Source organism: Amycolatopsis lexingtonensis, assembly GCF_014873755.1.
Lineage (GTDB): Bacteria > Actinomycetota > Actinomycetes > Mycobacteriales > Pseudonocardiaceae > Amycolatopsis > Amycolatopsis lexingtonensis.
Genome location: NZ_JADBEG010000001.1, coordinates 4,206,649 through 4,228,547, shown reverse-complemented (window position 1 = coordinate 4,228,547; position 21,899 = coordinate 4,206,649). Strand labels below are relative to the sequence as shown.

The following is a 21,899-nucleotide window of genomic DNA, read 5'->3' as shown; positions in this document are numbered from 1 at the left end:
CGTCACTTTCCCAGAGAAAGATGCTTCGCCTCACGGAGGTTTTACATGGCTGGATTGACGGGTAGGACCATCATCATGTCCGGCGGCAGCCGCGGCATCGGCGAGGCGATCGCGCTGCGGGCGGCCAAGGACGGCGCCAACATCGCGCTGCTGGCCAAGACCGCCGAGCCGCACCCGAAGCTGCCCGGCACGATCTACACCGCGGCCGAGGCGATCGAGAAGGCGGGCGGGCACGCGCTGCCGATCCTCGGCGACGTCCGCGACGACGACGGGGTCGCCGCCGCCGTCGCGAAGACCGTCGAGCAGTTCGGCGGCATCGACATCGTCGTGAACAACGCGAGCGCGATCGACCTGACGCCGACCGAGCAGGTCAGCATGAAGCGCTACGACCTGATGCAGGACATCAACGCGCGCGGCACGTTCCTGCTGTCCAAACTGGCCATCCCGCACCTGCGGGCTTCGGAGAATGCCCACATCCTGACGCTGTCGCCGCCGATCAGCCTCGACGAGAAGTGGTTCACCGCCGGGCACCTCGCCTACAGCATCGCGAAGTACTCGATGAGCCTGGTGACCGTCGGGCTCGCGGCCGAGCTCAAGAAGGACGGCGTCTCGGTCAACTCGCTGTGGCCGCGCACGACCATCGACACCGCGGCGATCCGCAACGTCGTCGGCGCCGAGCTGGCCGACCGCAGCCGCACGCCGGAGATCATGGCCGACGCCGCGTACGCGATCCTCACCAAGCCGAGCGGCGCGGCGACCGGGAACTTCTTCCTGGACGACGAAGTCCTGCGCGCCGAGGGGGTCAACGACTTCTCGCGGTACCGCATCGGCGGCTCGGAGGAAGACCTGCAGCTCGACTTCTGGGTGGACCCGGCTTGACCGGCGTCCGCGAACCCCAGCAGGAACGCAGCCGCACCACGCGGCGGCGGCTGATCGAAGCCGCGCTCGACAGCTTCGGCGAGCGCGGCTGGCACGGCGTCACGGTGGCCGGGATCGCCGAGCGGGCCGGCGTTTCCCGCGGCGCCGCCCAGCACCACTTCCCGGCCCGCGAGGACCTCGTGGTGGCGGCGGTCGACCTGCTCGGGCAGTCCCAGATCGACGAGCTGCGCGCCCAGGCCGCGGACCTGCCGACCGGCGCGTCCCGGATCGAGCGCGTCGTCGAGATGGTGCTGAACCTCTACACCGGCCCGCTGTTCCGCGCGGCCCTGCAGCTGTGGGCGGTCGCGGCGACCGACGACGCCCTGCGGGACGTCCTGGTCCCGCTGGAGGCGAGGGTCGGCCGCGAGGCGCACCGGGTGACGGTGGAACTCCTGGGCGCCGACGAGTCCCGGCCCGGCACCCGCGAACTGGTCCAGGCCACCCTGGACCTGGGCCGCGGGCTCGGCCTGGCGAACCTGCTGACCGACGACACCAAGCGGCGCAAGCAGATCGTGCGCGAGTGGGCCCGGACCCTGGAACTGCGGCTGGCGGTCACCGGAAGCGCGTGAGGTCCTCGCGGGCACCGGACGTTTCGGGGTGCCCGGGGCCGAGGACGCGGTCCAGGTCGGGCAGCAGGAGTTCGAGCGCCGCGACGGCGCCCGCCCGGTCCCCGGTTTCGCCCCGCAGGGTGGCGTGGGTGTGGCGGGCGGTCAGGGTCGTGGGGTGCTCCGGCCCGAGGACGCGGTCCAGGTCCGCCAGGAGGTCCGTCAAGGTCGCCAGCGCCCCCGCCGGATCGCCCGCGAAGGCATGGAAGCGCGCCAGGTTGTGGCGGGTGGTCAGCACGTTCGGGCTGTCCGGCCCGAACACGCGGCTCAGCTCCGGCAGCAACCCCTCGATGACGGCCGCCGCCCCGGCCGGATCGCCTGCCCTGGCCCGCAGCGCGGCCAGGTTGTGCTGGGCGGTGAAGGTATCGGGATGATCCGGACCGAGTACCCGCCGCTGGTCTTGAACCAGCGCCTCGTACGCCGCCACGGCCGGGGCCGGATCGCCGGCCAGCCCGCGGAACCAGGCGAGGTGGAGGCGCGTGCTCAACGCGTCGGGGTGCTCGGGGCCGAGGACCCGGTGCTGGTCCTCCAGCAAGGTTTCGAGCCGGGCAGCCGCACCGGCCAGGTCGCCCGACTCGCCTCGCAGGACGGCCGAGGCGCCGCGGGTGGTCAAGGTGGCGCGGTGCTCGGGCCCGAACACCCGCGCGAGATCCGGCAGGACGCTTTCGTAAGCGGCTATCGCTCCTTCGCTGTCCCCGGCGTCACCCCGCAGCTTCGCCGAGGCGACGCGGGCGTTCAGGGTGTCGGGGTGGAGCGGCCCGAGCGCTCGATGCCGCTCGTGGACCGACCGCTCGACCGCGGCCGACCCCGACGGGTCGCCGGCGGCGTTCCGCATGACAGCGAGGTTCTGGCGGGTGGCGGAGGTGGCTTGGTGCTCGGGCCCGAGCACCCGCTCCAGATCCGGCAGCAGGTACTCGTACACCGTCACCGCCCCGGCGAAGTTGCCCGACTCGCCCAGGTACCTGGCCAGGGTGCTGCGCACGGTCAACGTCAGCTGGTGCGTGCGCCCGGGTTTCAGGTCCAGCACCGCCAGCAGAGCGCTCAGCGCGGTGACCGCTGCTCGCGGATCACCGGAGGTGCCCACCGTGTCCGCGAGGTCGAAACGGGCGATCGAGGTGTCGAGGTGGTTGCCGCCGAGCCGGTCCGCCGCCGTACTGCTGAGCTCCTGGAAGTAAGCGATCGCCGGGCCGAGCTGCCCGCTCTCGCGGAGACTCCGGCCCGCTTGGAGCAGTACCACGTGGTACCCCCGGCGCCAGAGCTGCTCGACGTCCCCGGTGGCCTGCAGCGCGAAAGTGCCGCGCCGCAACGCTTGCGCCAGAGTCCGGTCCGACTCGATCTCCGGCCACGCCTGCACCAGCGCGTCCGCGGCGGCGCGCGTGATCCGGGAAAGGTGCTTCGGGCGCAAGTCGTCCCGCGCCGCGCGCTGGACGAGGGCGTGCACGCGGACCGTCTGCGGGTCGAGGGTCACGAGGTTCAGCCGGTGCAGGCAGCCCAGCGCGTCGCGGGCGTCGTCCGCGGTCACGCGGCGGCGGGCCGCTTTGCGCAGGAAGGCCAGGACGGCCGGCGCGGTGAGCACGGTGTACGGGATGCCGTGGGGATCGAGGACGCTCGCGAACCGCAGCAGCGGGCCGGCCAGCCCGGCGGGTTCGAGGGAGTCGGCGTGGGCGACCGACAGGGACCAGGTCGCCGTCACGGTGGCCTGGTGGTCGTCGGGGAGACCGTGCCGGTCGGGCAGGACCGCGGGCAGCTTGCGCTCCCGGAACCGCTGCCGGTAGGCCGAGCAGGGGAGGTCGCGGTCGAGGACGTACGCCGCGGCCTGGGCCAGCGCCAGCGGCAGGTGCCCGAGGTCGTCCGCCAGCCCGGCGACGTCGTCGGCCAGGTGCGGCCGGCCGGCGAGCTTGCGGTTGAGGTAGGCGCGGGACTCCGCGGTGGTGAACTGGCCGACGTCGACGATCCGCCGCCGGTCGCCGGCGAGGGCGGCGTCGCGTCGGCGGGTGGTGAGCACGACCCGCCCGGTTTCCGACGCCGGTGGCCAGAGTCCTTGCAGGTCCGCGGGGTGCTGCACGTCGTCCAGCACCAGCAGCCAGCGCTTCGGCGTCGTGGCCAGCCAGTCGAGTAGGCGGCGCGCGCCCTGCGCGGGATCCGGGTCCTCGATGCCAGTGAGCGTCTTCGCGAGCTGCGCGTAGGCCGTGAGGACCGCGTCACGGGAGTCCGCGCCGATCCAGGCCAGCAGGTCGACCTCGCGCCCGGCCCACGCGCGTTCCGCGTGGTCCGCGGCCAGCTGCGTCTTGCCGACGCCGCCCAGCCCGGACAGCACCGTGGTGCCGTCGAACGGGATCTCGCGGTCCTGGAAGCCGTCCGCGCGGACGGGGACCACGCCGGTCCGGTACGGCCAGGGCAGCCCCGCCGTCACGGTGCTCGGCCGTTCCGGGATCTCGGCGGCGAGGGCCAGTGCGAACGCGGCGGCGTGCGCGGCCGCGACGGCGTGCGCCCCGCCGTCGCCGATGCCCCGGACGGTCAGCACCGGCAAGCCGTGGTTGAGGTGCCCGGCTTTGGCGACGCCCGCACTTTCCATTTCGACCGCGGCGGCGTCGTCGTAGTGCGCGCGCAGCTGCTCGGCCAGCGGGCCGGTGCGGGAGCCGAGGACGACTTCCCCGGCGGCGATCGGCCGGAAGTGCACCGGCGGGTGGTGCCCGCCGGGGAGCCAGTTCTCTTCGCGGGCGACGTGCCGGGCCAGCTGGTCGAGGTGGTGCGGGATTTCCCAGGCCTGCGGCCGGGTTCGGAAGCCGCCGTCGGCGTCCTTGCCGCCGTGGTAGCCGTAGACCTTCGTCGCCACCACGACGTCCCCGGGCGCGAGGTCGTCGTGCAGCGCCCCGGCGATGCCGGCGAACACCAGCGCGCTGGGCCCGAACGTGGCGATGGCGCGTTCGGTGAGGACGGCGGCGCCCTGGTTGCCCTGGCCGGTGAGCGCGAGGACGATCGTGGCCCGGCCGGCGGGCGGCTCGCCGACCTCGAACCGCGTGCCCGAGGGGTGCGTCGTCACCCGGCGGTTGGCCAGCAACGTCCGCACCGCCGCGTATTCCGCCTCCAGCGCGGTCAGCACGACGACGGTGGCGGTCACGGGAGCTCGGCGGCCAGCGCGAAGGCGAACGCGGCCGCGTTGGCCGCCGCGACGGGCTGCCAGCCGGCCTTGTCGGCGGTGTGCTTGTGGCCGTCGGCCTTGTCGCTGATGCCGCGGACGGCGACGACCGGCAGGTTGCGGTTGAGGTGACCCGCTTTCGCGACGCCCGCGCTTTCCATTTCGATCGCGGCGGCGTCGTCGTAGTTCGTGCGCAGCTGCTCGGCCAGCGGGGTGGTGCGCGAATTGAGCACGACCTCGCCGGCGGCGATCGGCCGGAAGTGCACCGGCGGACGGCGCTCGTCCGGGAGCCACTCCTCTTCGCGGGCGACGTGCCGGGCGATCTGGTCGAGCTCGTAAGGGATTTCCCACGCCTGCGGCCGGGCGCGGAAGCCGCCGTCCTCGTCCTTGCCGCCGTGGTAGCCGTAGACCTTGGTGCCCACGACGACGTCGCCGGGTTCGAGGTCGTCGTGCAGCGCGCCGGCGACGCCCACGAACAGCAGCGCCCGCGGCGCGAACGTGGTGATCGCGCGCTCGGCGAGGATGGCCGACGCCTGGTTCCCCTGCCCGGTCAGCGCGAGCACGGCCGAGCCGCGGCCGCCCGGAGGCCGGCCCACTTCGAACCGGGTGCCCGACGGGTGGGTCTCCACCCGGCGGTCGGCCAGCAGCGCGCGGACGGCCGCGTACTCCACTTCCAGCGCGGTCAGCACCACGATCGGGGGTTCCGGAATGCCGTTCACGGGGTGGTGGTCTCGCTTTCTGCGTCGTTCGGGTCGTGCCCGCGGAGGATCGGCGGGTGCAGCACCGTCGCCGGGCCACGCCGGTAGAGCGCGGCCGGGCGCCCGCCGTCCCGCGCGGTCCGGTCACCGGTCGGCACGAGGAACCCTGCCACCCCGGTGATCTTGCGGTGGAAGTTGCGGTGGTCGAGGCGGTGGCCCCAGACGATCTCGTACACCCGCCGCAGCTCGCTGATCGTGAACTCGGCCGGGCAGAACGCCGCGGCCAGCGTCGTGTACTCGAGCTTGCCGCGCGCCCGCTCCACCGCGTCGGCGATGATCGTCCGGTGGTCGAAGGCCACCGGCGCGTCCGTGCGTTCGACGTCGCGGACCGCTTCCCAGCGCGCGGCGCGCGCGTCCCCGCCCGCCGACGGGATCGGCAGGTCCGGCACCAGCGCCAGGTAGCACACGGTCACCACCCTCCCCCGAGGATCACGGTCCGGACCACCGTAGGTCCGCAACTGTTCCAGATGCAGCCGTCCGGCCGCCAGGCCGGTCTCTTCGGCCAGCTCGCGGGCCGCGGCGACGTCGATGTCCTCGTCTTCGGAGGCGATGAACCCGCCGGGGAGCGCGAGCTGCCCGCGGTAGGGCTCTTCCGCCCGCTCGACGAGCAGGATGTTCAGCCGCTCTTCGCGGACGGTGAGGATCGCGAGGTCGACGGCGACCGCGACCTTCGGGATCTGCCATGTCGTGTCCTGGGGCACGCCGCAAGCCTAGCTTCATGTCACCTTGACGCAAAGTCGGCGCGCGTTCTAACCTGAACGCAGTTAATGTCGAAACGACGAAAAGGGCCTGTGATGTGTGTGCACCTACCGGTCTCGCTCGCCTTCAAGCTGGCCGCCGTCCTCCTGCTCGCCGGGCTGGTCAGCGGGTTCTGCCTCGCTTCGGCGGGGCAGCCGCCCGCCGCCACCGCGAGCGGCCTGCCCGGGACCGCGGTGAGCCGTGCCGCGCGCTGAGAACCCCCTCGAACCGGACGGCTCCGCGCTGACCGCGTTCGCGGCCGGCCTGCGGGCGCTGCGGGAGAACGCGGGGAACCCGTCCTACCGCGAACTGGCGCGGCGGGCCCACTTCTCCGCCACCACGCTGTCCGACGCCGCGGGCGGGCGCCGGCTGCCGAGCCTGGCGGTGACCCTCGCGTACGTCCGCGCGTGCGACGGCGACGCCGACGCGTGGGAACGCCGCTGGCGCTCGACGGCGGCCGAACTGACCACCCCGGCCCCGGCCGGCGACTCCGCGCCTTATCGCGGGCTCGACGCCTATGACCGTGCGGACGCCGAGTTCTTCTTCGGCCGGGACCGGCTCGCCGACACCCTGCTCGCGCGGATCGCCGCCCACCGGAGCGTGGTCGTGACCGGCCCGTCGGGGTCCGGGAAGACGTCGCTCCTGCGGGCCGGGCTCCTGCCCCGGCTCACCGGCCCCGTCGTCTTTACGACCCCGGCCACCGCGGGGGACCTGCGCCTGCCCGATGGCGAACCGCTGGTCGTCGTCGACCAGTGCGAAGAGCTGTTCGCGCTCGGCCCCGGCGAGCGGGAACGGGTGATCGGCACGCTGCGCGGGGCGCGGGTGGTGCTCGCGGTGCGCGCGGACTTCGCCGACCGCTGCGCCGAACTCCTCGGCCCGGGCGAGGCGCCGGCCCGCGTCGAGGTCGGGCCGATGACCGCCGACGAACTGCGCCAGGCGATCACCGGCCCGGCCGCGCGGGCCCGGTGCATGGTCGAAACCCCGCTGCTGGCCACGGCCGTCGCGCTCGCCCACGGGCGGCCCGGGGCGTTGCCGTGGCTGTCGCAGGTGCTGCTGGAGACGTGGCGGCGGCGCAGCGGCAGCCGCCTGACCCTCGCGGGGTTCCAGGCGGCGGGGGAGTTCGGCGCGCCACTGGCCGGTGCCGCGGAAGCCGGGTACGCCGCGCTCGGCCGGGCCGGGCAGGCCGTCGCCCGTGACCTGTTCCGCCGGCTCGCCGACCCCGGCGAAGGCCTCCGGGCCGTCGGTGCCGAGGAACTCGACGACACCCCGCTCACCGCCGGCGTGGTCGACCGGTTCGTCCGGGCCCGGGTGCTCGTGCGCGACGCCCACCGGCTCCGGCTCGCCCACGAAGCGCTGCTCGCCGCCTGGCCGCGCCTGGCCACCTGGCTAGAGGGCGACGGCGCCGGGCGGCGCACTCACTGCGAACTCACCCAGGCGGCCGCCGCCTGGCGCCGCCACCACCGCGACCCGAGCCTGCTCCTGCGCGGCGCGCACCTGGCCGCCGTCCGCGAGTGGGCCGCGCACCCGCGGCACCTCACCACGCACGAGCGGACCTACCTCGAGGCCAGCGTCGCGGCGGAGGACCGGCCCCGCCGGGCGCGGCACGGACGGCACGTCGCGGTGCTCGCGGCCGTGCTCGTGCTCTCGTTCCCGGCCCCGTTCGACAGCGGCGGCTGCGGCCCGCCGTCCGCCGCGGTGATGTCCGGACCTTTGTCGTCCGGCGCGCCGGCTCCGGCGCCGGACAACGCCGAGCGCTGAACCTGTGATCACCGGAAACGAGGAGGGAACCATGAAAGCAGCAGCAGTGGTGGCCGCGGTGGCCGTCGCGGCGACGGTCGGAGTCGGCGCGGCCGGCTCGGCCGAAGCCGCGTGCCGGGCCCAGTACGCGTGCATGTACTCGAACTCCGACCTGGGCGGGTACAAGTTCGAGAACTTCAACAGCCAGGCCAACTGGGGGAACCTGCGGTACGCGGGCACCAGCATCCCGCTGTGGGCGGGCGACGGGACGTACAACAACGTCAGCTCGATGGAGAACAAGGACACCAACTCCCCGATCGCCGTCTACTACAACTCGGGGTACCGCGGGTCGTGCTTCACGATCCGGTCGAGCGGCACGGTGCGGAACTTCGCGGACGTCCGGCTCTCCGGCGACAGCCACGACGGCTGGGTGGCCAACGACGTGATGAACTCCCACCACTTCAACATCGCCTGCGGCACGTACTACGGATGAGGACGGCGCGGATCGCCGCGGCGCTCGTCGTGGCGGCGCTCGGGTGCGGCATCGCCCTTTCGGCGGGCGATGCCGCGGAACCCGGGCCGCCGCCGATCGGGCCGGTGCACGCGGTCGCCTCGGGGGCGGACGTCGTGCTCCCGTTCGACGCCTACCGGCACTCCGCCGCCGAGGTCAACGTGATCGAGCGGGCCACCGCCCTGCTGGCCCGGGACTGCCTGGCCCGGTTCGGCTACCTGTGGGCTCCGCCGTCGGCCGACGCGGTGGACGCGTTCCGGCCGGCGGCGGGCGGCCGCTACGGGATCGTGGACGCCGCGGAGGTCGCCCGGCTCGGCTACCACCCGGTGGAGCCACCGGATCGTCCGGCGGAGCCGCAGCCGCCGCTCGACGTGCTGATGGTCTACACCGGCAAGGGAACGTCGGAGGCGCACGGGCAGCCGGTCCCCGACGGCGGCTGCCTCGGCGAAGCCCGCCGCCGGCTCGAGGAGGGCGTGCCGGCGGCCTTGCCGGGCGAGGCTTTCGCCCGGCTCGACCGCGAGCTTTTCCTGACCGCGCAGGCCGATCCGCGCGTTCAGGCGGCGATGGCCGGGTGGCGCGGGTGCATGGCCGAGTCGGGGGAGCGGTACGCCGACGTGTGGGCGGCCAACGACGACGTCCGGTGGAGCGGGCCGTCGCCGACGCCGGAGGAGATCCGCGTCGCCCGGGCGGATCTGGCGTGCCGCGCGCGGACCGGCCTGGCCGGGACGTGGCTGGCGGTGGAGACGGCGTACCAGCGGCGGGCGATCGAGGAGCGGAGCGGGGAGTTCGAGGCGCTCGCGAAAGCCCGCCAAGTGCGGCTCACCACCGCATGGGGGGTGGTGGACCGCTGAACCGTGGCGGGCGGGGGCGGGTGCCCGGCCCCGCCCGCCACGCGCCGGACCTTGCGGGCCGCCGCCGTTCACGACTGTTGGTCCGGTGTCCGGTGTCGCCGGACCGGGAACGCCCGCCACGGACCCCGGACCGGATCGGACCCCGGTGGAACCTCACTCGCTCCCGAAACGTCATAGTGCCGTAAGTAACACAATCGGCCCAACGGGCGAATGACTATGCGTAGTGGTTCCGAGGAGAAAGGCGATCCGGTGTCCGGTTCAGGAGTCGAGCTCACCCACCGCGCGATGGCGATGCTGAAGGCGGTGGCGGCGGGACGCGCGCAGATGTCGTGCAGCTGCGAGCCCGACCTCTTCATCGACGGATTCGCCTGCTGCGATCAGATGACCGCGCACGCCCTCGCCCACGGCGGCTACCTGCGGCCCGCCGTCGAAGCCGCCGCCGGGCGGGTGCCGGCCGAGCTCACCGAAGCCGGCCGGGCCGCGCTGGAGGTCACCGTCGCCGCCTGATGCGGGTCACGCAGCGTCGTGGTTCGCTCAGCTGTTCCCGGGTTCGCCTTCGCGCCGGGTGAGCACCCGCGGAGCGTCTTCGGTCACCGCGACCGTGTGCTCGGAGTGGGCCGTGCGGGAGCCGTCGGCCGAGCGGATGGTCCAGCCGTCGGGGTCGAACACGATCCGGTCGGTCGTGGCGGCGAACCACGGCTCGAGCGCGAGGGTCAGGCCCGGCTTGAGCTTCATCCCGCGCCCGGCCGTGCCCTTGTTGGAGACGTGCAGGTCCTCGTGCATGGTGCGGCCGATGCCGTGCCCGCCGAACTCGGTGTTGACCGGGTAGCCGTACTCGCGGGCCACCGCCCAGATCGCCGCCGAGATGTCGCCCAGCCGGTTGCCGGGGCGGGTCACCTCGATCGCCGCTTCCAGTGCCTCCTCGGTGGCGCGGATGATCCGCAGGTCCTCCTCGGCGGGGGTGCCGACGATGACCGTGCGCGCCGAGTCGGCCGTCCACCCGTCGATGCTCACCGCGAGGTCGGCCTTGAGCACGTCGCCGTCGCGCAGCACGTAGTCGTGGGGCAGGCCGTGCAGCACGGCGTCGTTGACCGACAGGCAGATGACGTTGCGGAACGGGCCCTTGCCGAAGGACGGCGCGTAGTCCCAGTAGCACGACTCGGCTCCGCGCCGCTTGATCATGCCGCGCGCGTGGTGCTCCAGGTCCATGAGGTTGACGCCCACGTCGGCGAGCCGGCCGACCTCGGTCAGCACCTCGGCGACGAAGCGCCCGGCGACGTGCATGCGGTCGACTTCCGCCGGCGTCTTCAGTTCGATCACGGAAACCTCTTCGGTACCAGGGTTGGTATAGTTATACCGGAACCGTAGCACGAATCCGGTATAGGAATACCAGTCGGGTCCGGAGCGGGGACGAAAACCGCTCCGACCTGGCAGGCTTGGGCCATGGCGGAACCCCCACCACCCGTGGACGACGATGCGACGGTCTTCCTCCCGAGCGAGCTGCGCGGCCCGCACTGGCCGACCCGCGACCCCGACGTCTCCCGGCGGCCCTACGACGAGTTCGCGACCCAGATCGTCGCGCGCCCGCCCGCGTCCCCGGTCAGCGCCGGCCGCGGCGAGGGTGCCGGTTCGTCGCTGGCCCGCTCGAGCGGGCGGATGGCGGTCGCCTCCGCGGTCAGCCGCGTCACCGGGTTCGTCGCCAAGCTGCTGCTGGCCGCGGTGGTCGGGACCGGGGTCGTCAACGACTCCTTCACCGTCGCGAACACGCTGCCCAACATCGTCTTCGAACTGCTCTTCGGCGGCGTGCTCGCCAGCGTCGTCGTCCCGCTGCTCGTGCGCTCCCACGACGACCCGGACGGCGGCCGCGCCTACACCCAGCGGCTGATCACGATGGCGCTGGTGCTGCTCACCATCGGCACGGCGGTCGCGGTGGCGATCGCCCCGCTGTTCACCGCGCTCTACGTCGACAAATCGTCAGCGGAGGCCAATTCCGGGCTGACCACCGCGCTGGCGTACCTGCTCCTGCCGCAGATCCTCTTCTACGGCCTCTTCGCACTATTGTCCGCGATCCTCAACGCGCAGAACGTCTTCGGCCCGCCGGCCTGGGCGCCGGTGCTCAACAACGTCGTCGTCACCGGCACGCTCGTGGTGTTCGCCGTCGTGCCGGGGGAGCTGACCCTCGACCCGGTCCGGATGAGCGACCCGAAGCTGCTCGTGCTCGGCCTCGGCACCACGCTCGGCATCGTCGCGCAGGCGGTGGTGCTGATCCCGGCGTTGCTGCGCACCGGGTTCCGGTTCCGCTGGCGCTGGGGCTTCGACCCGCGGATCAAGGAGTTCGGCGGGCTCGCCGCGTGGATCCTCGGCTACGTCGTGATCAGCCACGTCGGGTTCGTCGTCACCACGCGGGTGCTGACCGGCGGCACCCGCGGCGGGGTCACGGCCTACAGCTACGCGTCCCTGCTTTTCCAGCTGCCGTACGGGATCCTCGGGGTTTCGCTGCTGACCGCGCTGATGCCGCGGATGAGCCGGGCCGCCGCGGACGGCGACACCGGTTCGCTCGTCGGCGACCTTTCGCTCGCCTCCCGGATGTCCACGGTGCTCTTCGTGCCCATCTCGGCCGTGCTGGCCGTGGTCGGCACCCCGGTCGGCATCGCGATCTTCACCTGGGGCCGCGGCACGCTGGCGGACGCCGAGCGGCTCGGCCAGACCCTCGCCGTCTCGGCCGTCGGGCTGCTGCCGTTCGCGCTGGTCATGTTGCAGCTGCGGGTGTTCTACGCGATGAAGGACGCCCGGACGCCGACGCTGATCATGCTCGTGATGACCGCGGTGAAGATCCCGCTGCTGCTGCTCTGCCGGGGCTTGCTCGACGGCGAGCACATCGTCTACGGCGTGATGCTCGTCAACGGCGCCGGGTTCGTGGTCGGCGCCGTGCTCGGCCAGGTCTGGCTGTGGGTCCGGCTCGGGCACCTGCGCAGCAAGCGGTCGCTGCGGGTCGGGCTGATCGTGCTGGGGGCGAGCGCCCTCGGCGTCGGGGCTGCGGTGCTCGCCGGCTACGCCGTGCCCGGCTCGCTAGGGCCGATCCCCGCCGCCTGGGTGAAACTGCCGGTCCAGACCTTGCTCGGGATGGCCGTCCCGTTCGGGTTGCTCGCGCTGGTGAAGCTCCCGGAGTTCACGCCCGTGACACGGCGGGTGGGCGGTCTCCTGCGGCGGTTCGCGCCTCGTTGACGACTACGGCCGGGAACGTGATCCGGATGTCTCGAAACGATAACGAGACCGCTGCGATCAGCGCGTTTACAATTCCGGCGCGGGTTCCTACGATCACCCGGATCAGCGATGGGGCGGAGGTCGTGCATGACGCGCAGTGCGCGCAGGCGGCGGGATCGGGTCACGGTCGACGAACTGCTGCGGGCGGCCGGTGCGCGGCCGCGCAAACCCGGTTCGCGCTCGGCCGAAACGGCGGCCCGGCGCGGCACCGAGGCCGAGCCGCGCGGATCGGGCGGCCGGATCGCGCTGGCGTCGGCCGTCGTCGTCGTGCTGGGCGGGCTGGTGCTCGCGCTGGCGACGCGGCCGGAACCCGTGCCCGGCTCGACGCAGTTCCCGCAGCTGCAGCCGGCCACCGGCGTCCCGTCGTCGAGCGCGGTCGCCGCGCCGACGAGCACGACCACGCCGTCCCCGGTGATGATGCACGCGCGCCGCACGCCGGACCCCACGCCGACGCCGACCGTGACGGTGAAGCTGCCGCCACCGCCGACGGCGACGGTCACCCTCCCGACGCCCACCTGGGACTGGAACCACTGCTATCCCTACCCCTATGGCTGCCGCCGCGACGGCACGCCGGTGCGCTGACGGCGCAGGAGCAGGTAGACCCCGCCGGCGAGCACGAACCCGGCCGCGAACGTCAGGTCACCGGTGCCGGGCACGGCTTTCGGGATCGGCCCGGTGTAGAGCGCCTGGTTCGCGAACAGCCCGACCGACCCGACCAGGCCGACGAGGAACGCGGCGAACCCCGCGGTGTTGCGGTGGCTCTTGTCGGCCAGCAGCGCGCCGAAGTCGGTGCCGCGGCGCAGGTGGTGGTCGGCCAGCAGCACGCCGAGCCACGGGCCGATCCAGTAGGCGATGACCAGCAGGAAGTTCTCGTAGGCGTGCCCGGCGTCGGCGAGGCCCAGCCAGGCCAGCACGAACCCGACCGCGCCGAAGGCGAGCGCGACGGCGGCGCGGCGCCAGGCCAGCGGCAGCCGGACGTCGAGGGCGAGGAAGGCGAGCGCTCCCGAGTAGACGTTCAGGACGTTCGCCGCGACCGCGCCGAGCGTGATGGCCAGCAGCGTCGCCGCGGCGAGGAACCCGGGCAGGTGCCCGGTGAACGCGGTCGCCGGGTTGGCGTCGTCCGCGCCGCCGATGGTCGTCGACGCGGCGCCGGCGAGCATCAGGACGGTGGTGGAGAGGAACATCCCGAGCCCGGCGTAGCCGCCGATCGCGCGTTTCGACGCGGTCTTGGGCAGGTAGCGCGTGTAGTCGGCGGCGTACGGGTTCCAGCCCGCGGTGTAGCCGAACGCGGTGCCGACGGTGAGCAGGAACCCGCCGACGCTCCCGGTGTTCGCGGTGGCGCCGGACTTCGTGAAGACGACGACGCTCGCCGCGGCGAACACGACGGCGAGGACGGCGAAGACGTACTTTTCGTACGCCTGCACCAGGTTGTGCCCGAAGAAGGCGATGGCGATCTGCAGCGCGACGACGAGCACGAGGCAGGCGAGCACGGGCAGCCCGGTGAGGCCGGCGAGGGCGAAGGCGCCGCTGACGCTGTTGACGGCGAACCAGCCGATGCCCGCCATGACCGACATCAGCGCGGCGGGCAGGATGTTGCCGCGGTAGCCGAACGCGGCCCGCCCGAGCACCATCTGCGGCACGCCGTAGCGCGGCCCGCGCGCGGACAGGACGCCGTGCGCGAGCGCGCCCAGCCCGTTGCCGACGACGGCCGCGAGCGCGGCCTGCCAGAAGGTCAGCCCGAAGGCGGTGACCGCGAGGACGCCGACGAAGACGGTGGCGAACTCGAGGTTGGGGGAGGCCCAGGTCCAGGCCAGCTGCCGCGGTGTCCCGTGCCGGTCGGCGTCGGCGACGGGCTCGACCCCGCCGGGCTCGACGGCCACCACCTTGTCGCCGTAGCCGGCGCTCTCGGTCCTCGTCATGGAAGGACGGTAAGCGGTGAAAGTTGCGGCGGTGTGACGGTTCCGGCCGCCGAACCGGCCGTGAATGCCACATTGACGGCCTTGGTGTCCGGGGGCCGGCAAAGTCGCGTTGGTGCAGCCCGCAGCGTTGCACCAGCGTCTTGAATGACTCATTCAGGACCTCCGAAGACCTGAATGAGTCATTCAAGACGTGGGGCCAGCGGGTTACCGACGGCAGGGTGGCCCGGCCGGACAGTGCGGGCCGCCGGACTTCGCGAGAGGTGGGGTTCCCGGTGACCGGTACCCGCGAAGACCCCCTCACCGGCCCCGATGCCGGTGAGAGGGCCTTCGGCAGCCCCACTACGGGTCCGAGGGTCAGCCGGTGTAGCCGGCGACGATCTTGGTGAACGCGTACTTGTCCTGCGAGATGCCGCTGCATTCGCCGCCGCCGCTGCAGTCGCGGTTGGTGGCCCAGAACGTGAAGCGGGCCAGGTGGTGGCTCGTCGCGTAGCTGCGGATGGAGGTGAAGTTCGCGACCGTGACGGTCTCGCCCGCGTTGTCGGTCTTGCCGTTCATCGAGGAGAGGCCGCTGTGCCGGTAGGCGGTGTCGTCGCTCCAGCCGAAGGTGGTCTTGAGCTGGTTCTTCAGCCCGTCGACCGCGGACTTCGTCATGGCGGCCATGTCACCGCCACTGGAGAAGTCGAACGGCATGACCGACCAGACGTCGACGCCGGCGCCGATCGCCTTGGACTGGTTGATCAGGCGCTTGCCCCACGAGTCGGGGCCGGTCGTCGTGGTGCCGATGGTGATGACGACCTTCAGGTCCGGGTTCTTCTGCTTGGTCAGCTTGACCGCGTTGAGGATGCGGTCCTGCACCGTGTTGTTCTGGAACTCGTCGGTGTTCTCGATGTCGAGGTCGATCGCCTTGAGGTCGTAGGCGTCGATCACCTTCTGGTACGCGCCCGCCAGCGCCGAGGCCGACGTGCACTTCGAGCCCAGCTTCGTGCCGGACCAGCCGCCGAAGGAGGGGATCACGTCCCCGCCCGCGTTGCGGATGTTCTGGATCATCGTCTTGTCCGAGCCGGTCAGCGAACGGCTGCCGTCCCACTTCGGGTTGCAGGTGCCGTCCGACAGGACGAAGGCGAGGGTAAACGCTTTCACGCCGGTCGCGGACATCGCCGCGGTCGGGCTGGTCTGGCCGCCCCACTGGTAGAGGTACGGGGAGGCGAGCACCGGGTTCACCGCGGCCATGGCCTGCGGGGCGAGACCGACCGCGGTCGCCATCGCGGCTCCGGCCGCGAGCGCGAGGGTCACCAGACGGCGCACTGATTGCATGGGGGTCCTCCAATGTGCAGGTGGAGCACCTCCGGTTTGAGGCGGCGGGATCATCCCGGGAGGAGTGCTGTGTGCCACCACACAGTGGACTAGACCAATGTTGCGTGTCAACCCTTCTTCGGTCGGAAAATGACTGACGGTGCGCGGACGGCTCCCCAGCGTCGGTGCGTGTGAGATTCCCCTGAAGGCGGATCGACAGCGCCCGGCATTCCGGCTACTTTGCCGAAATGGTGGGGGATTCGGTCGCCGCCGGCGGAGGGCGCCGCCCGGGCCGGCTGCTGCCCGCCGTCGTGCTGGGGCGCTGGGCGCTGTGGCGGCTGCCGCGCCGGAGCCAGGTCCTCTACCTCGTCACGGTCGACGTCCTCGCCGTCGCCGCCGTCGCGCTCGCCGCCGTCCGGTTCCCGCCGGACTCGGCACTGCTCGGGCCGTTCGCGCTGCTCCTGGGCGGGATGCTGGTGTGCGCCGAACTCGCGCGGCCGGTCGAGCGCCACCGCGAGGACACCCTGCTCGGCCCCGGCGTCGACACGCCGTGGATCTTCGCCGGGGTGCTGGTGCTCCGGCCCGGCTTCGCGGTCGCCCTGGTCGTGCTCTCCGCGCTGCACCAGTGGTTCCGGGTCCGCAGAAGACCCGTCTACCGGCAGGTGTTCGGCGCCGCGGCGACGGCACTGGCCGGTCTCGTCGCGGGCGCGTTCCTCACCGCGACCGGCGTCCGGCCGCTGGGCGAGGTCCTCGATTCCCGCGCCGTCCTCCTGCTCACCGCCGCCGGCGTGGTGTTCCTCGCGGTGAACGCCGCGCTCGTGACCGCCGCCGACGGCCCCCGGCGCCCGCGCGAAGCCGCGCCGGGCCACGCTTTCGACGCCGCGATGACCGCGTTCGGCCTGCCGCTGGCCTGGGCCACCGGGGCCGCCCCGCTCCTCGTGCCGGTGCTGGCCGGCGCCACCGTCGTGCTGCACCGCGGCGGCCTCGGCGGCGGCCGCCGCGACCACGTCACCCTCGACCCCGGCACCGGCGTGCTGACCGCCGCGTCCTGGCGCGGCGCCGCCGAAGCCCGGCTGGACCGCCTCGGCGGGCACGGTCCCGGCCCGGCCGTGCTGCTGCTCGACCTCGACCACTTCCGCCGGCTCAACGACCGCTACGGCGCCCGCGTCGGCGACGCGGTCCTGCGCGCGGTCGCCGACACCCTGCGCGACGAGGTCCGCGCCGCGGACCTGGTGGGCCGTTCCGGCGGCGAGGAGTTCGCCGTCCTGCTGACCGGCACCGGCCGCTTCGACGCGATGGCCATCGCCGAACGCATCCGCCTGGGCATCGCCTCGACCCTGGTGGCGCTGAAGGACTCGGACGACGGCCCCCAGTTCGTCGGCGTGACGGCGTCGATCGGCGTCGCGGCCTGCCCGGCGGACGGCGAACTGGCGGACGCTCTGGTGGCGGCGGAGGCGGCGTTGCTGCGTGCGAAGGCGGCGGGCCGGAACCGGGCGTTGTGCGCGGAGCCCGAGCCGGAGCCGTGATCCGACCGTTGGGAATGGTTCGCAACCGGTAATACCGCGGAGCGTCTTGATGGCAGGAAAGACGGCGAGGGGCCGTCGGGGGAACTCAGGGGGAAATCGATGTCTTCATTTCGTCGTGCCGCGGGGATCGGAACCATTGCGGCGGCGGCCGTCGTTCTTTCGGCGTGCGGTGGTCAGCAGAGCCCGCCGATCGGCGGGCAGAGCACGACGGCGGCCACGACGGTGACGGCGACGACGGCCACCCCGGCCGCCGCTCGTCCCACGCCGGCGGCCGAGGTCAGCGCGCCGGTGCGCGCGTGCGCTTCGGCGACGAAGGCCAAGCTCGACGCGGCGCTCAAGGCGGACGCGAAGGCGTCCGGCGCGCTGGTCGTCGACCGCAAGGGGCTCCAGGGCATCAAGTGTGCGGCGCCGTGGGCGTTCGCGCACTTCACCAATGAAATCGACGGTGGCAGCGTTCTTTTCGAATACCGGAACGGGACCTGGTTCCCGCGGAACTGGGGCACCGGGGAATTGTGCGAAAAGGTCCCGGCCGCGACCGCCGAACGGATTTGCCGCTGAGGCTCAGCCGATGGTGATCGCGGTCAGTTTCTCCCGCAGGTACTCCGCCGCGATCACCTCGGGGTAGGTGCGCTTGCCCAGCGGCGGCGCGAGCGACGTGATCCGGGCGTCGTGGTCGGTCTCGTAGAAGAAGATCAGCGAGACCAGGTCCTCGTCCGGGGCCGTCGGCGCGGGTGGGAGGACGCGGTGGCGGGTCGAGCGCCAGCGGTCGCCGGTCCAGCGGGCCATCAGGTCGCCGATGTTGACCGTGAACGCGTCCGGGTGGAACGGCGCGTCTTCCCACTCGCCTTCGGCCGTGCAGACCTGTAGCCCGCCGACGCCGGCCTGGCGGTCGAGGACCGTCACCGTGCCGAAGTCGGTGTGCGGGCCGATCCGGAACTGGTCCGGTGCCGGCGCGCCGACCTGCGTCATCGGCGGGTACCAGTTGATGTTGAACGTGTACGTCGGGTGCGCCGTGTGCCGCGTGAAGTGGCTTTGGGCCAGGCCGAGCGCCGCGGCGAAGATCTCCAGCAGGTGGTCCGACAGCGCGCGCATCCGGCGCATGTACTCCGTCGCCACTTCGGCGAAGCCGGGGACCTCGCCGGGCCAGACGTTGGGCTGGAACCAGAACCCGTCGACGTCGGCGACGCCCACGCCTTCGTCCGCCCCGGCGGAATAGGACTCCTTGAGGTCCGGCGGGGTCTCGGTGCCCTCGGCGTAGCCGTTGGCCTCGACCCCGGGTGGCAGCCAGCCGCGGCCGCCGACCGTGACCGCGTAGCGCTGCTTGACGTCCTCGGGCAGCGCGAAGAACTCCCGCGCCAGCTCGCGTGTCCGGCGGCGCAGGTCGTCCGGCACGCCGTGCCCGGTGACCAGCAGGAACCCGGACTCCCGCAGCGCGCGGTCGATCTGGGCGGCCACGTCGGCGCGGCCTTCGGACGTCCCGCCGAACCACGGCGAAAGGTCCACGAGCGGAACGGTTGACGGCATACCGGCTCCTCGCAACAACACTGTCCTATTCGGACTTCTCGACCCCGATGTCCTCGAACCACAGGTCCGGGCGCGCGGCGATGAACTCGGTCATCAGCGCCGTGCAGGCGGGATCGTCGAGCACGGTGATCCCCACGCCGATCCCGGCGAGCCAGTCGTGCCCGCCGTGGAACGTGGTGGCCTCGCCGATGACGACGCGCCCGATCCCGAACTGACGGACGAGCCCGGAGCAGTACCAGCACGGCGAAAGCGTCGTGACCATGATCGTGTCGCGGTAGTGCGGGCGGCGGCCGGCGTTGCGGAACGCCGCGGTCTCGGCGTGCATCGACGGGTCGCCGTCCTGCACGCGCCGGTTGTGCCCGCGGCCCAGCAGGGTGCCCGCGGTGTCGAACAGCGCGGCCCCGATCGGCACGCCGCCCTCGGCCTTGCCCAGCTCGGCTTCCTCGCGGGCGACGGCGAGCAGGGTGTGCGGGTCGATCGGCATGCGTCACTCTTTCCGGCGGAGGCGGTGCCTGGCAAGTGTTTGACCCCAGTGCTGCACCATCCGGCGGATCGAGGACCGGAGCTGTCCTCGACGTCTGGCACACTGCGTGTCATGTACGGCACTTCGGAACGCCTGCTCCGGCTGCTCTCGCTGCTCCAGGCGCGGCGCGACTGGCCGGGCGCGGACCTCGCGGCGCGGCTCGAGGTCGACGTCCGCACGATCCGCCGCGACGTCGAGCGGCTGCGGTCCCTCGGCTACCCGGTGCACGCGACGCCCGGGGTGGCCGGCGGCTACCGCCTCGGCGCGGGTGCCGCGCTGCCACCGCTGCTGCTGGACGACGACGAAGCCGTCGCGGTCGCGGTCGGCCTGCGCACGGCGGCGAGCGGCACGGTCAGCGGCATCGAGGAGACGTCGGTGCGCGCGCTGGCGAAGCTGGAGCAGGTGCTGCCCGCCCGGCTGCGGCCGCGGGTCGGCGCCGTGGCCGCGGCGACGGTCTCGCTGCCCGGCGCCGGCCCGACGGTGGACGCGTCGGTGCTGACGGCGATCGCCGCGGCCTGCCGGGACCACGAGCGCCTGCGCTTCGGCTACGGCGACCGGTCCGGCGCGGCGACGGAACGCTCGGTCGAGCCGCTGCGCCTGGTCTGCACCGGCCGGCGCTGGTACCTGGTCGCCTTCGACCTCGACCGCGCCGGCTGGCGCACGTTCCGGGTCGACCGGATCACCGGCGTGCCGGCCGCGAGCTTCCGCTTCACCCCGCGCGAACCCCCGGCCGACGACCTGGCGGCGTACGTCTCGCGCCAGATCTCGACGGCGCCGTACCCGCACCAGCTGGTCCTGCGGGTGGCCGCCCCGGCCGAGGAGGTCGCGCGCCGCGTCCCGCCGACCACCGGCGCCGTCGAGGCGATCGACGAGCACGCCTGCCGGGTGCGGACCGGGGCGAACACCCTCGACACGGTCCCGTACTACCTCGCGCAGTGGGGGTACGACTTCGTGGTCGAGGAGGCCCCGCCGGGCCTGGTGGAGCGGCTGCGCGAGGTGGCGGAGCGGTTCGCGCGGGCGGTGGGTTAGGCCGTCTCGAGCCGGACGTGATCGCTTTCGCCGTCGGACAGGAACGCCGCCAGCGCGCCGCCTTCCGCCATCACGTCGGTGCGTTCGGACCGGGAGAACCGCCGCAGCGGCCGCACCACCACCGCGCCGTCCGCGACCTGCCAGGTCGCCGACACCCGGCCGTCCACCAGCACCACCCGTTCGCCCGCCACCGAAAGCCCGCGGTGGGCGTCGTCGATGATCCGGGTCCGGTCGTCGTAGCCGAGGATCGCGTTGTCGAACGCCGGCAGGAACCGCACCGGCGCCGGCGTGCCCGGGTCCGGGCGCGGGGCGTCCGGCAGGTCAAGCAGCTCGCGGCCGCGCTCGTCGCGGAACACCACCAGCTCCTCGCGCACGGCTTTCACCGCCGCCGGCAGCCCGGCCAGGCCGCTCCACGCGCGCAGGTCGGCCGTCGCCGCGGGACCGAACGCCGCCAGGTAGCGCCGCACCAGCACTCGGCCGACCTCGTCGTCCTCGGCGAGCGGGGCGACGTCGCGGCCCAGCCACGCCGGCAGCGGCAGGTTCCGCACGCCCGCCTTGACGCGCCACAACCCGCGCGGCGGCAGCTGCGCCACCGGGATCAGGGCGGCGATCAGCATTTCCCCGAGCGGCCGCGGTCCCGCGTCCGGCCAGCGGTGGGCGACCGCGCGGGCGAGATCGCCCATCGAGCGTGGCTCGCCGTCGGCCAGCACCGCCTGGCCCGCGGCCGCGAGCTCGCCGAGGTCGACCCCGGTGAGCTCGCGGCGGTAGGTGCCCAGGACGCGCTGGCGCAGCATCGCGTCGAACCGCGTCCGCCACGCCAGGACGTCCTCGGCGGTGAGCAGGTGGACGGTGCGGCGCATCAGGTGCGTCCGCACCACGCGCCGCCCGGTCAGCAGCTCCGACAACGCCGCCGGGTCGAACGCGCGCAGCCGCGACCACAACCCGGTGAACGGCTCCTGCGGCTCCTGCGCCTGCAGGCCGCCGAGGTGCGCGACGGCGTCGTGCACTGGAAGCTCGGCGCGGTCGAGCAGCAGCTGGCGGGCGAGCGTGGCGCGGTTGAGCGCCCGGGTGTCCAGGACGGTCACGTCGCCTTACGTCCGTCCAGCGCCTCGCGGAGGATGTCCGCGTGCCCGGCGTGCTGCGCGGTTTCGGTGATGACGTGCAGCAGCGCCCGCCGCGCACTCCACGTCGTGCCGGGCTGGTTCCACGGCGCGTCGGGCAGCGGGTGCGTCACGGACAGGTCGGGCAGGCTCGCGATGATGTCCTCGCTGCGCCGGGCGACGTCTTCGTAGCGGGCGAGTACGGCCGCCAGGGTGTCCTGGTAATCGATGGTCCACTGCGGGAACTCGCGGGCAGTGCCGGCTGCGACGTCCGCCCCGGTGACGCCGTCGGGGAGGTCGTAGCGCATCGTGGACGGGCCTTCCACGGCGAAGGGCAGCCAGTTCTCCTCCGTGGAAGCGACGTGCTCGAGCAGCCCGCCCCGGCACAGCGCGCTGACGGCCGCCAGTTCGGCGATGAGGTCGTTGCGTTCGGCGTCGTTCTGCACGAGGACCACTCTGGCAGG

22 protein-coding genes are annotated in these 21,899 nt (G+C 73.1%); 12 read left to right on the top strand and 10 right to left on the bottom strand.

The features are described 5' to 3' along the window. Positions 1 to 45 precede the first annotated feature (45 nt). Entirely contained in the window at positions 46 to 879 is an 834-nt protein-coding gene (locus tag H4696_RS18640; protein WP_086863866.1) for an SDR family oxidoreductase, read from the top strand. Beyond that, complete coding sequence (locus tag H4696_RS18635; protein ID WP_086863865.1) at positions 876 to 1,487, top strand: TetR/AcrR family transcriptional regulator; 612 nt, start codon at positions 876 to 878, stop codon at positions 1,485 to 1,487. Before H4696_RS18640 ends, H4696_RS18635 begins: the two co-directional genes overlap by 4 nt. Here H4696_RS18635 and fxsT read toward each other — a convergent pair. The 3 genes from fxsT to H4696_RS18620 are packed head-to-tail and all read right to left on the bottom strand — an operon-like array spanning position 1,471 to position 6,121. Beyond that, positions 1,471 to 4,644, bottom strand: coding sequence for an FxSxx-COOH system tetratricopeptide repeat protein (gene fxsT, locus H4696_RS18630; protein WP_192782395.1), 3,174 nt, complete (start codon positions 4,642 to 4,644; stop codon positions 1,471 to 1,473). The two genes, H4696_RS18635 and fxsT, sit on opposite strands and share 17 nt — an antisense overlap. Then, a complete protein-coding gene (locus tag H4696_RS18625; RefSeq protein ID WP_249026911.1) occupies positions 4,641 to 5,381 on the bottom strand; it encodes a 5'-methylthioadenosine/S-adenosylhomocysteine nucleosidase in 741 nt (246 codons plus the stop codon). Before H4696_RS18625 ends, fxsT begins: the two co-directional genes overlap by 4 nt. Further along, positions 5,378 to 6,121 (bottom strand): NUDIX hydrolase, encoded by a 744-nt coding sequence (locus H4696_RS18620; RefSeq protein ID WP_086858049.1) that lies wholly within the window; start codon positions 6,119 to 6,121, stop codon positions 5,378 to 5,380. Before H4696_RS18620 ends, H4696_RS18625 begins: the two co-directional genes overlap by 4 nt. 93 nt (positions 6,122 to 6,214) lie before the next feature. Between H4696_RS18620 and H4696_RS18615 the strand changes: the two genes are divergently transcribed. The 5 genes from H4696_RS18615 to H4696_RS18595 all read left to right on the top strand — a co-directional run bounded on the left by H4696_RS18615 (position 6,215) and on the right by H4696_RS18595 (position 9,764). Beyond that, complete coding sequence (locus H4696_RS18615) at positions 6,215 to 6,373, top strand: hypothetical protein (protein WP_158104280.1); 159 nt, start codon at positions 6,215 to 6,217, stop codon at positions 6,371 to 6,373. Next, the gene (locus H4696_RS18610; protein ID WP_086858050.1) at positions 6,360 to 7,916 is read left to right on the top strand and encodes an nSTAND1 domain-containing NTPase; all 1,557 of its coding nucleotides are present in this window, start codon (positions 6,360 to 6,362) and stop codon (positions 7,914 to 7,916) included. Before H4696_RS18615 ends, H4696_RS18610 begins: the two co-directional genes overlap by 14 nt. A 31-nt stretch (positions 7,917 to 7,947) precedes the next feature. Beyond that, positions 7,948 to 8,388, top strand: coding sequence for a peptidase inhibitor family I36 protein (locus H4696_RS18605; RefSeq protein WP_086858051.1), 441 nt, complete (start codon positions 7,948 to 7,950; stop codon positions 8,386 to 8,388). Next, positions 8,385 to 9,257 (top strand): hypothetical protein, encoded by an 873-nt coding sequence (locus H4696_RS18600; protein ID WP_086858052.1) that lies wholly within the window; start codon positions 8,385 to 8,387, stop codon positions 9,255 to 9,257. The genes H4696_RS18605 and H4696_RS18600 overlap by 4 nt, the downstream gene beginning before the upstream one ends. A 249-nt stretch (positions 9,258 to 9,506) precedes the next feature. Beyond that, on the top strand, positions 9,507 to 9,764 hold the full coding sequence (locus H4696_RS18595; RefSeq protein ID WP_086858053.1) for a hypothetical protein: 258 nt from the start codon (positions 9,507 to 9,509) through the stop codon (positions 9,762 to 9,764). Between the two features lie 27 nt (positions 9,765 to 9,791). Here H4696_RS18595 and map read toward each other — a convergent pair whose 3' ends face one another. Beyond that, positions 9,792 to 10,577: a type I methionyl aminopeptidase gene (gene map / locus H4696_RS18590; protein WP_086858054.1), complete on the bottom strand. Its 786-nt coding sequence runs from the start codon at positions 10,575 to 10,577 to the stop codon at positions 9,792 to 9,794. Positions 10,578 to 10,700: 123 nt separating this feature from the next. Here map and murJ point away from each other — a divergent pair, with 123 nt between their 5' ends. Together murJ and H4696_RS18580 are read left to right on the top strand one after the other, a co-directional pair. Continuing rightward, positions 10,701 to 12,482: a murein biosynthesis integral membrane protein MurJ gene (gene murJ / locus H4696_RS18585; protein ID WP_225955739.1), complete on the top strand. Its 1,782-nt coding sequence runs from the start codon at positions 10,701 to 10,703 to the stop codon at positions 12,480 to 12,482. A 126-nt stretch (positions 12,483 to 12,608) separates the two neighbouring features. Then, positions 12,609 to 13,103: a hypothetical protein gene (locus H4696_RS18580; RefSeq protein WP_225955738.1), complete on the top strand. Its 495-nt coding sequence runs from the start codon at positions 12,609 to 12,611 to the stop codon at positions 13,101 to 13,103. Here the strand turns inward: H4696_RS18580 and H4696_RS18575 are convergent. Together H4696_RS18575 and H4696_RS18570 are read right to left on the bottom strand one after the other, a co-directional pair. Beyond that, the gene (locus H4696_RS18575) at positions 13,067 to 14,440 is read right to left on the bottom strand and encodes a purine-cytosine permease family protein (RefSeq protein WP_086858056.1); all 1,374 of its coding nucleotides are present in this window, start codon (positions 14,438 to 14,440) and stop codon (positions 13,067 to 13,069) included. The genes H4696_RS18580 and H4696_RS18575 overlap by 37 nt on opposite strands. A 354-nt stretch (positions 14,441 to 14,794) precedes the next feature. Beyond that, complete coding sequence (locus H4696_RS18570) at positions 14,795 to 15,754, bottom strand: chitinase (protein WP_192782394.1); 960 nt, start codon at positions 15,752 to 15,754, stop codon at positions 14,795 to 14,797. Between the two features lie 227 nt (positions 15,755 to 15,981). Here H4696_RS18570 and H4696_RS18565 point away from each other — a divergent pair, with 227 nt between their 5' ends. Together H4696_RS18565 and H4696_RS50220 are read left to right on the top strand one after the other, a co-directional pair. Then, positions 15,982 to 17,259, top strand: a complete 1,278-nt coding sequence (locus tag H4696_RS18565) for a GGDEF domain-containing protein (RefSeq protein ID WP_086858058.1) — start codon at positions 15,982 to 15,984, stop codon at positions 17,257 to 17,259. 99 nt (positions 17,260 to 17,358) lie between these two features. Further along, a complete protein-coding gene (locus H4696_RS50220; RefSeq protein WP_225955737.1) occupies positions 17,359 to 17,817 on the top strand; it encodes a hypothetical protein in 459 nt (152 codons plus the stop codon). A gap of 3 nt (positions 17,818 to 17,820) precedes the next feature. Here the strand turns inward: H4696_RS50220 and H4696_RS18555 are convergent, their stop codons facing one another. Further along, entirely contained in the window at positions 17,821 to 18,783 is a 963-nt protein-coding gene (locus tag H4696_RS18555) for an isopenicillin N synthase family dioxygenase (RefSeq protein WP_086858060.1), read from the bottom strand. Between the two features lie 25 nt (positions 18,784 to 18,808). Then, positions 18,809 to 19,267 carry a nucleoside deaminase gene (locus H4696_RS18550; RefSeq protein WP_086858061.1) on the bottom strand — a complete coding sequence of 153 codons (459 nt, stop codon included), beginning with the start codon at positions 19,265 to 19,267 and terminating at the stop codon, positions 18,809 to 18,811. A gap of 111 nt (positions 19,268 to 19,378) precedes the next feature. On the opposite strand from H4696_RS18550, the gene H4696_RS18545 reads away from it, so the two are divergent. Next, entirely contained in the window at positions 19,379 to 20,335 is a 957-nt protein-coding gene (locus H4696_RS18545) for a helix-turn-helix transcriptional regulator (RefSeq protein ID WP_169734905.1), read from the top strand. Here H4696_RS18545 and H4696_RS18540 read toward each other — a convergent pair. Both H4696_RS18540 and H4696_RS18535 read right to left on the bottom strand, forming a co-directional pair. After that, entirely contained in the window at positions 20,332 to 21,420 is a 1,089-nt protein-coding gene (locus H4696_RS18540) for a winged helix DNA-binding domain-containing protein (RefSeq protein ID WP_086858063.1), read from the bottom strand. The genes H4696_RS18545 and H4696_RS18540 overlap by 4 nt on opposite strands. Then, a complete protein-coding gene (locus H4696_RS18535) occupies positions 21,417 to 21,881 on the bottom strand; it encodes a mycothiol transferase (RefSeq protein ID WP_249026912.1) in 465 nt (154 codons plus the stop codon). Before H4696_RS18535 ends, H4696_RS18540 begins: the two co-directional genes overlap by 4 nt. Positions 21,882 to 21,899: the final 18 nt, after the last annotated feature.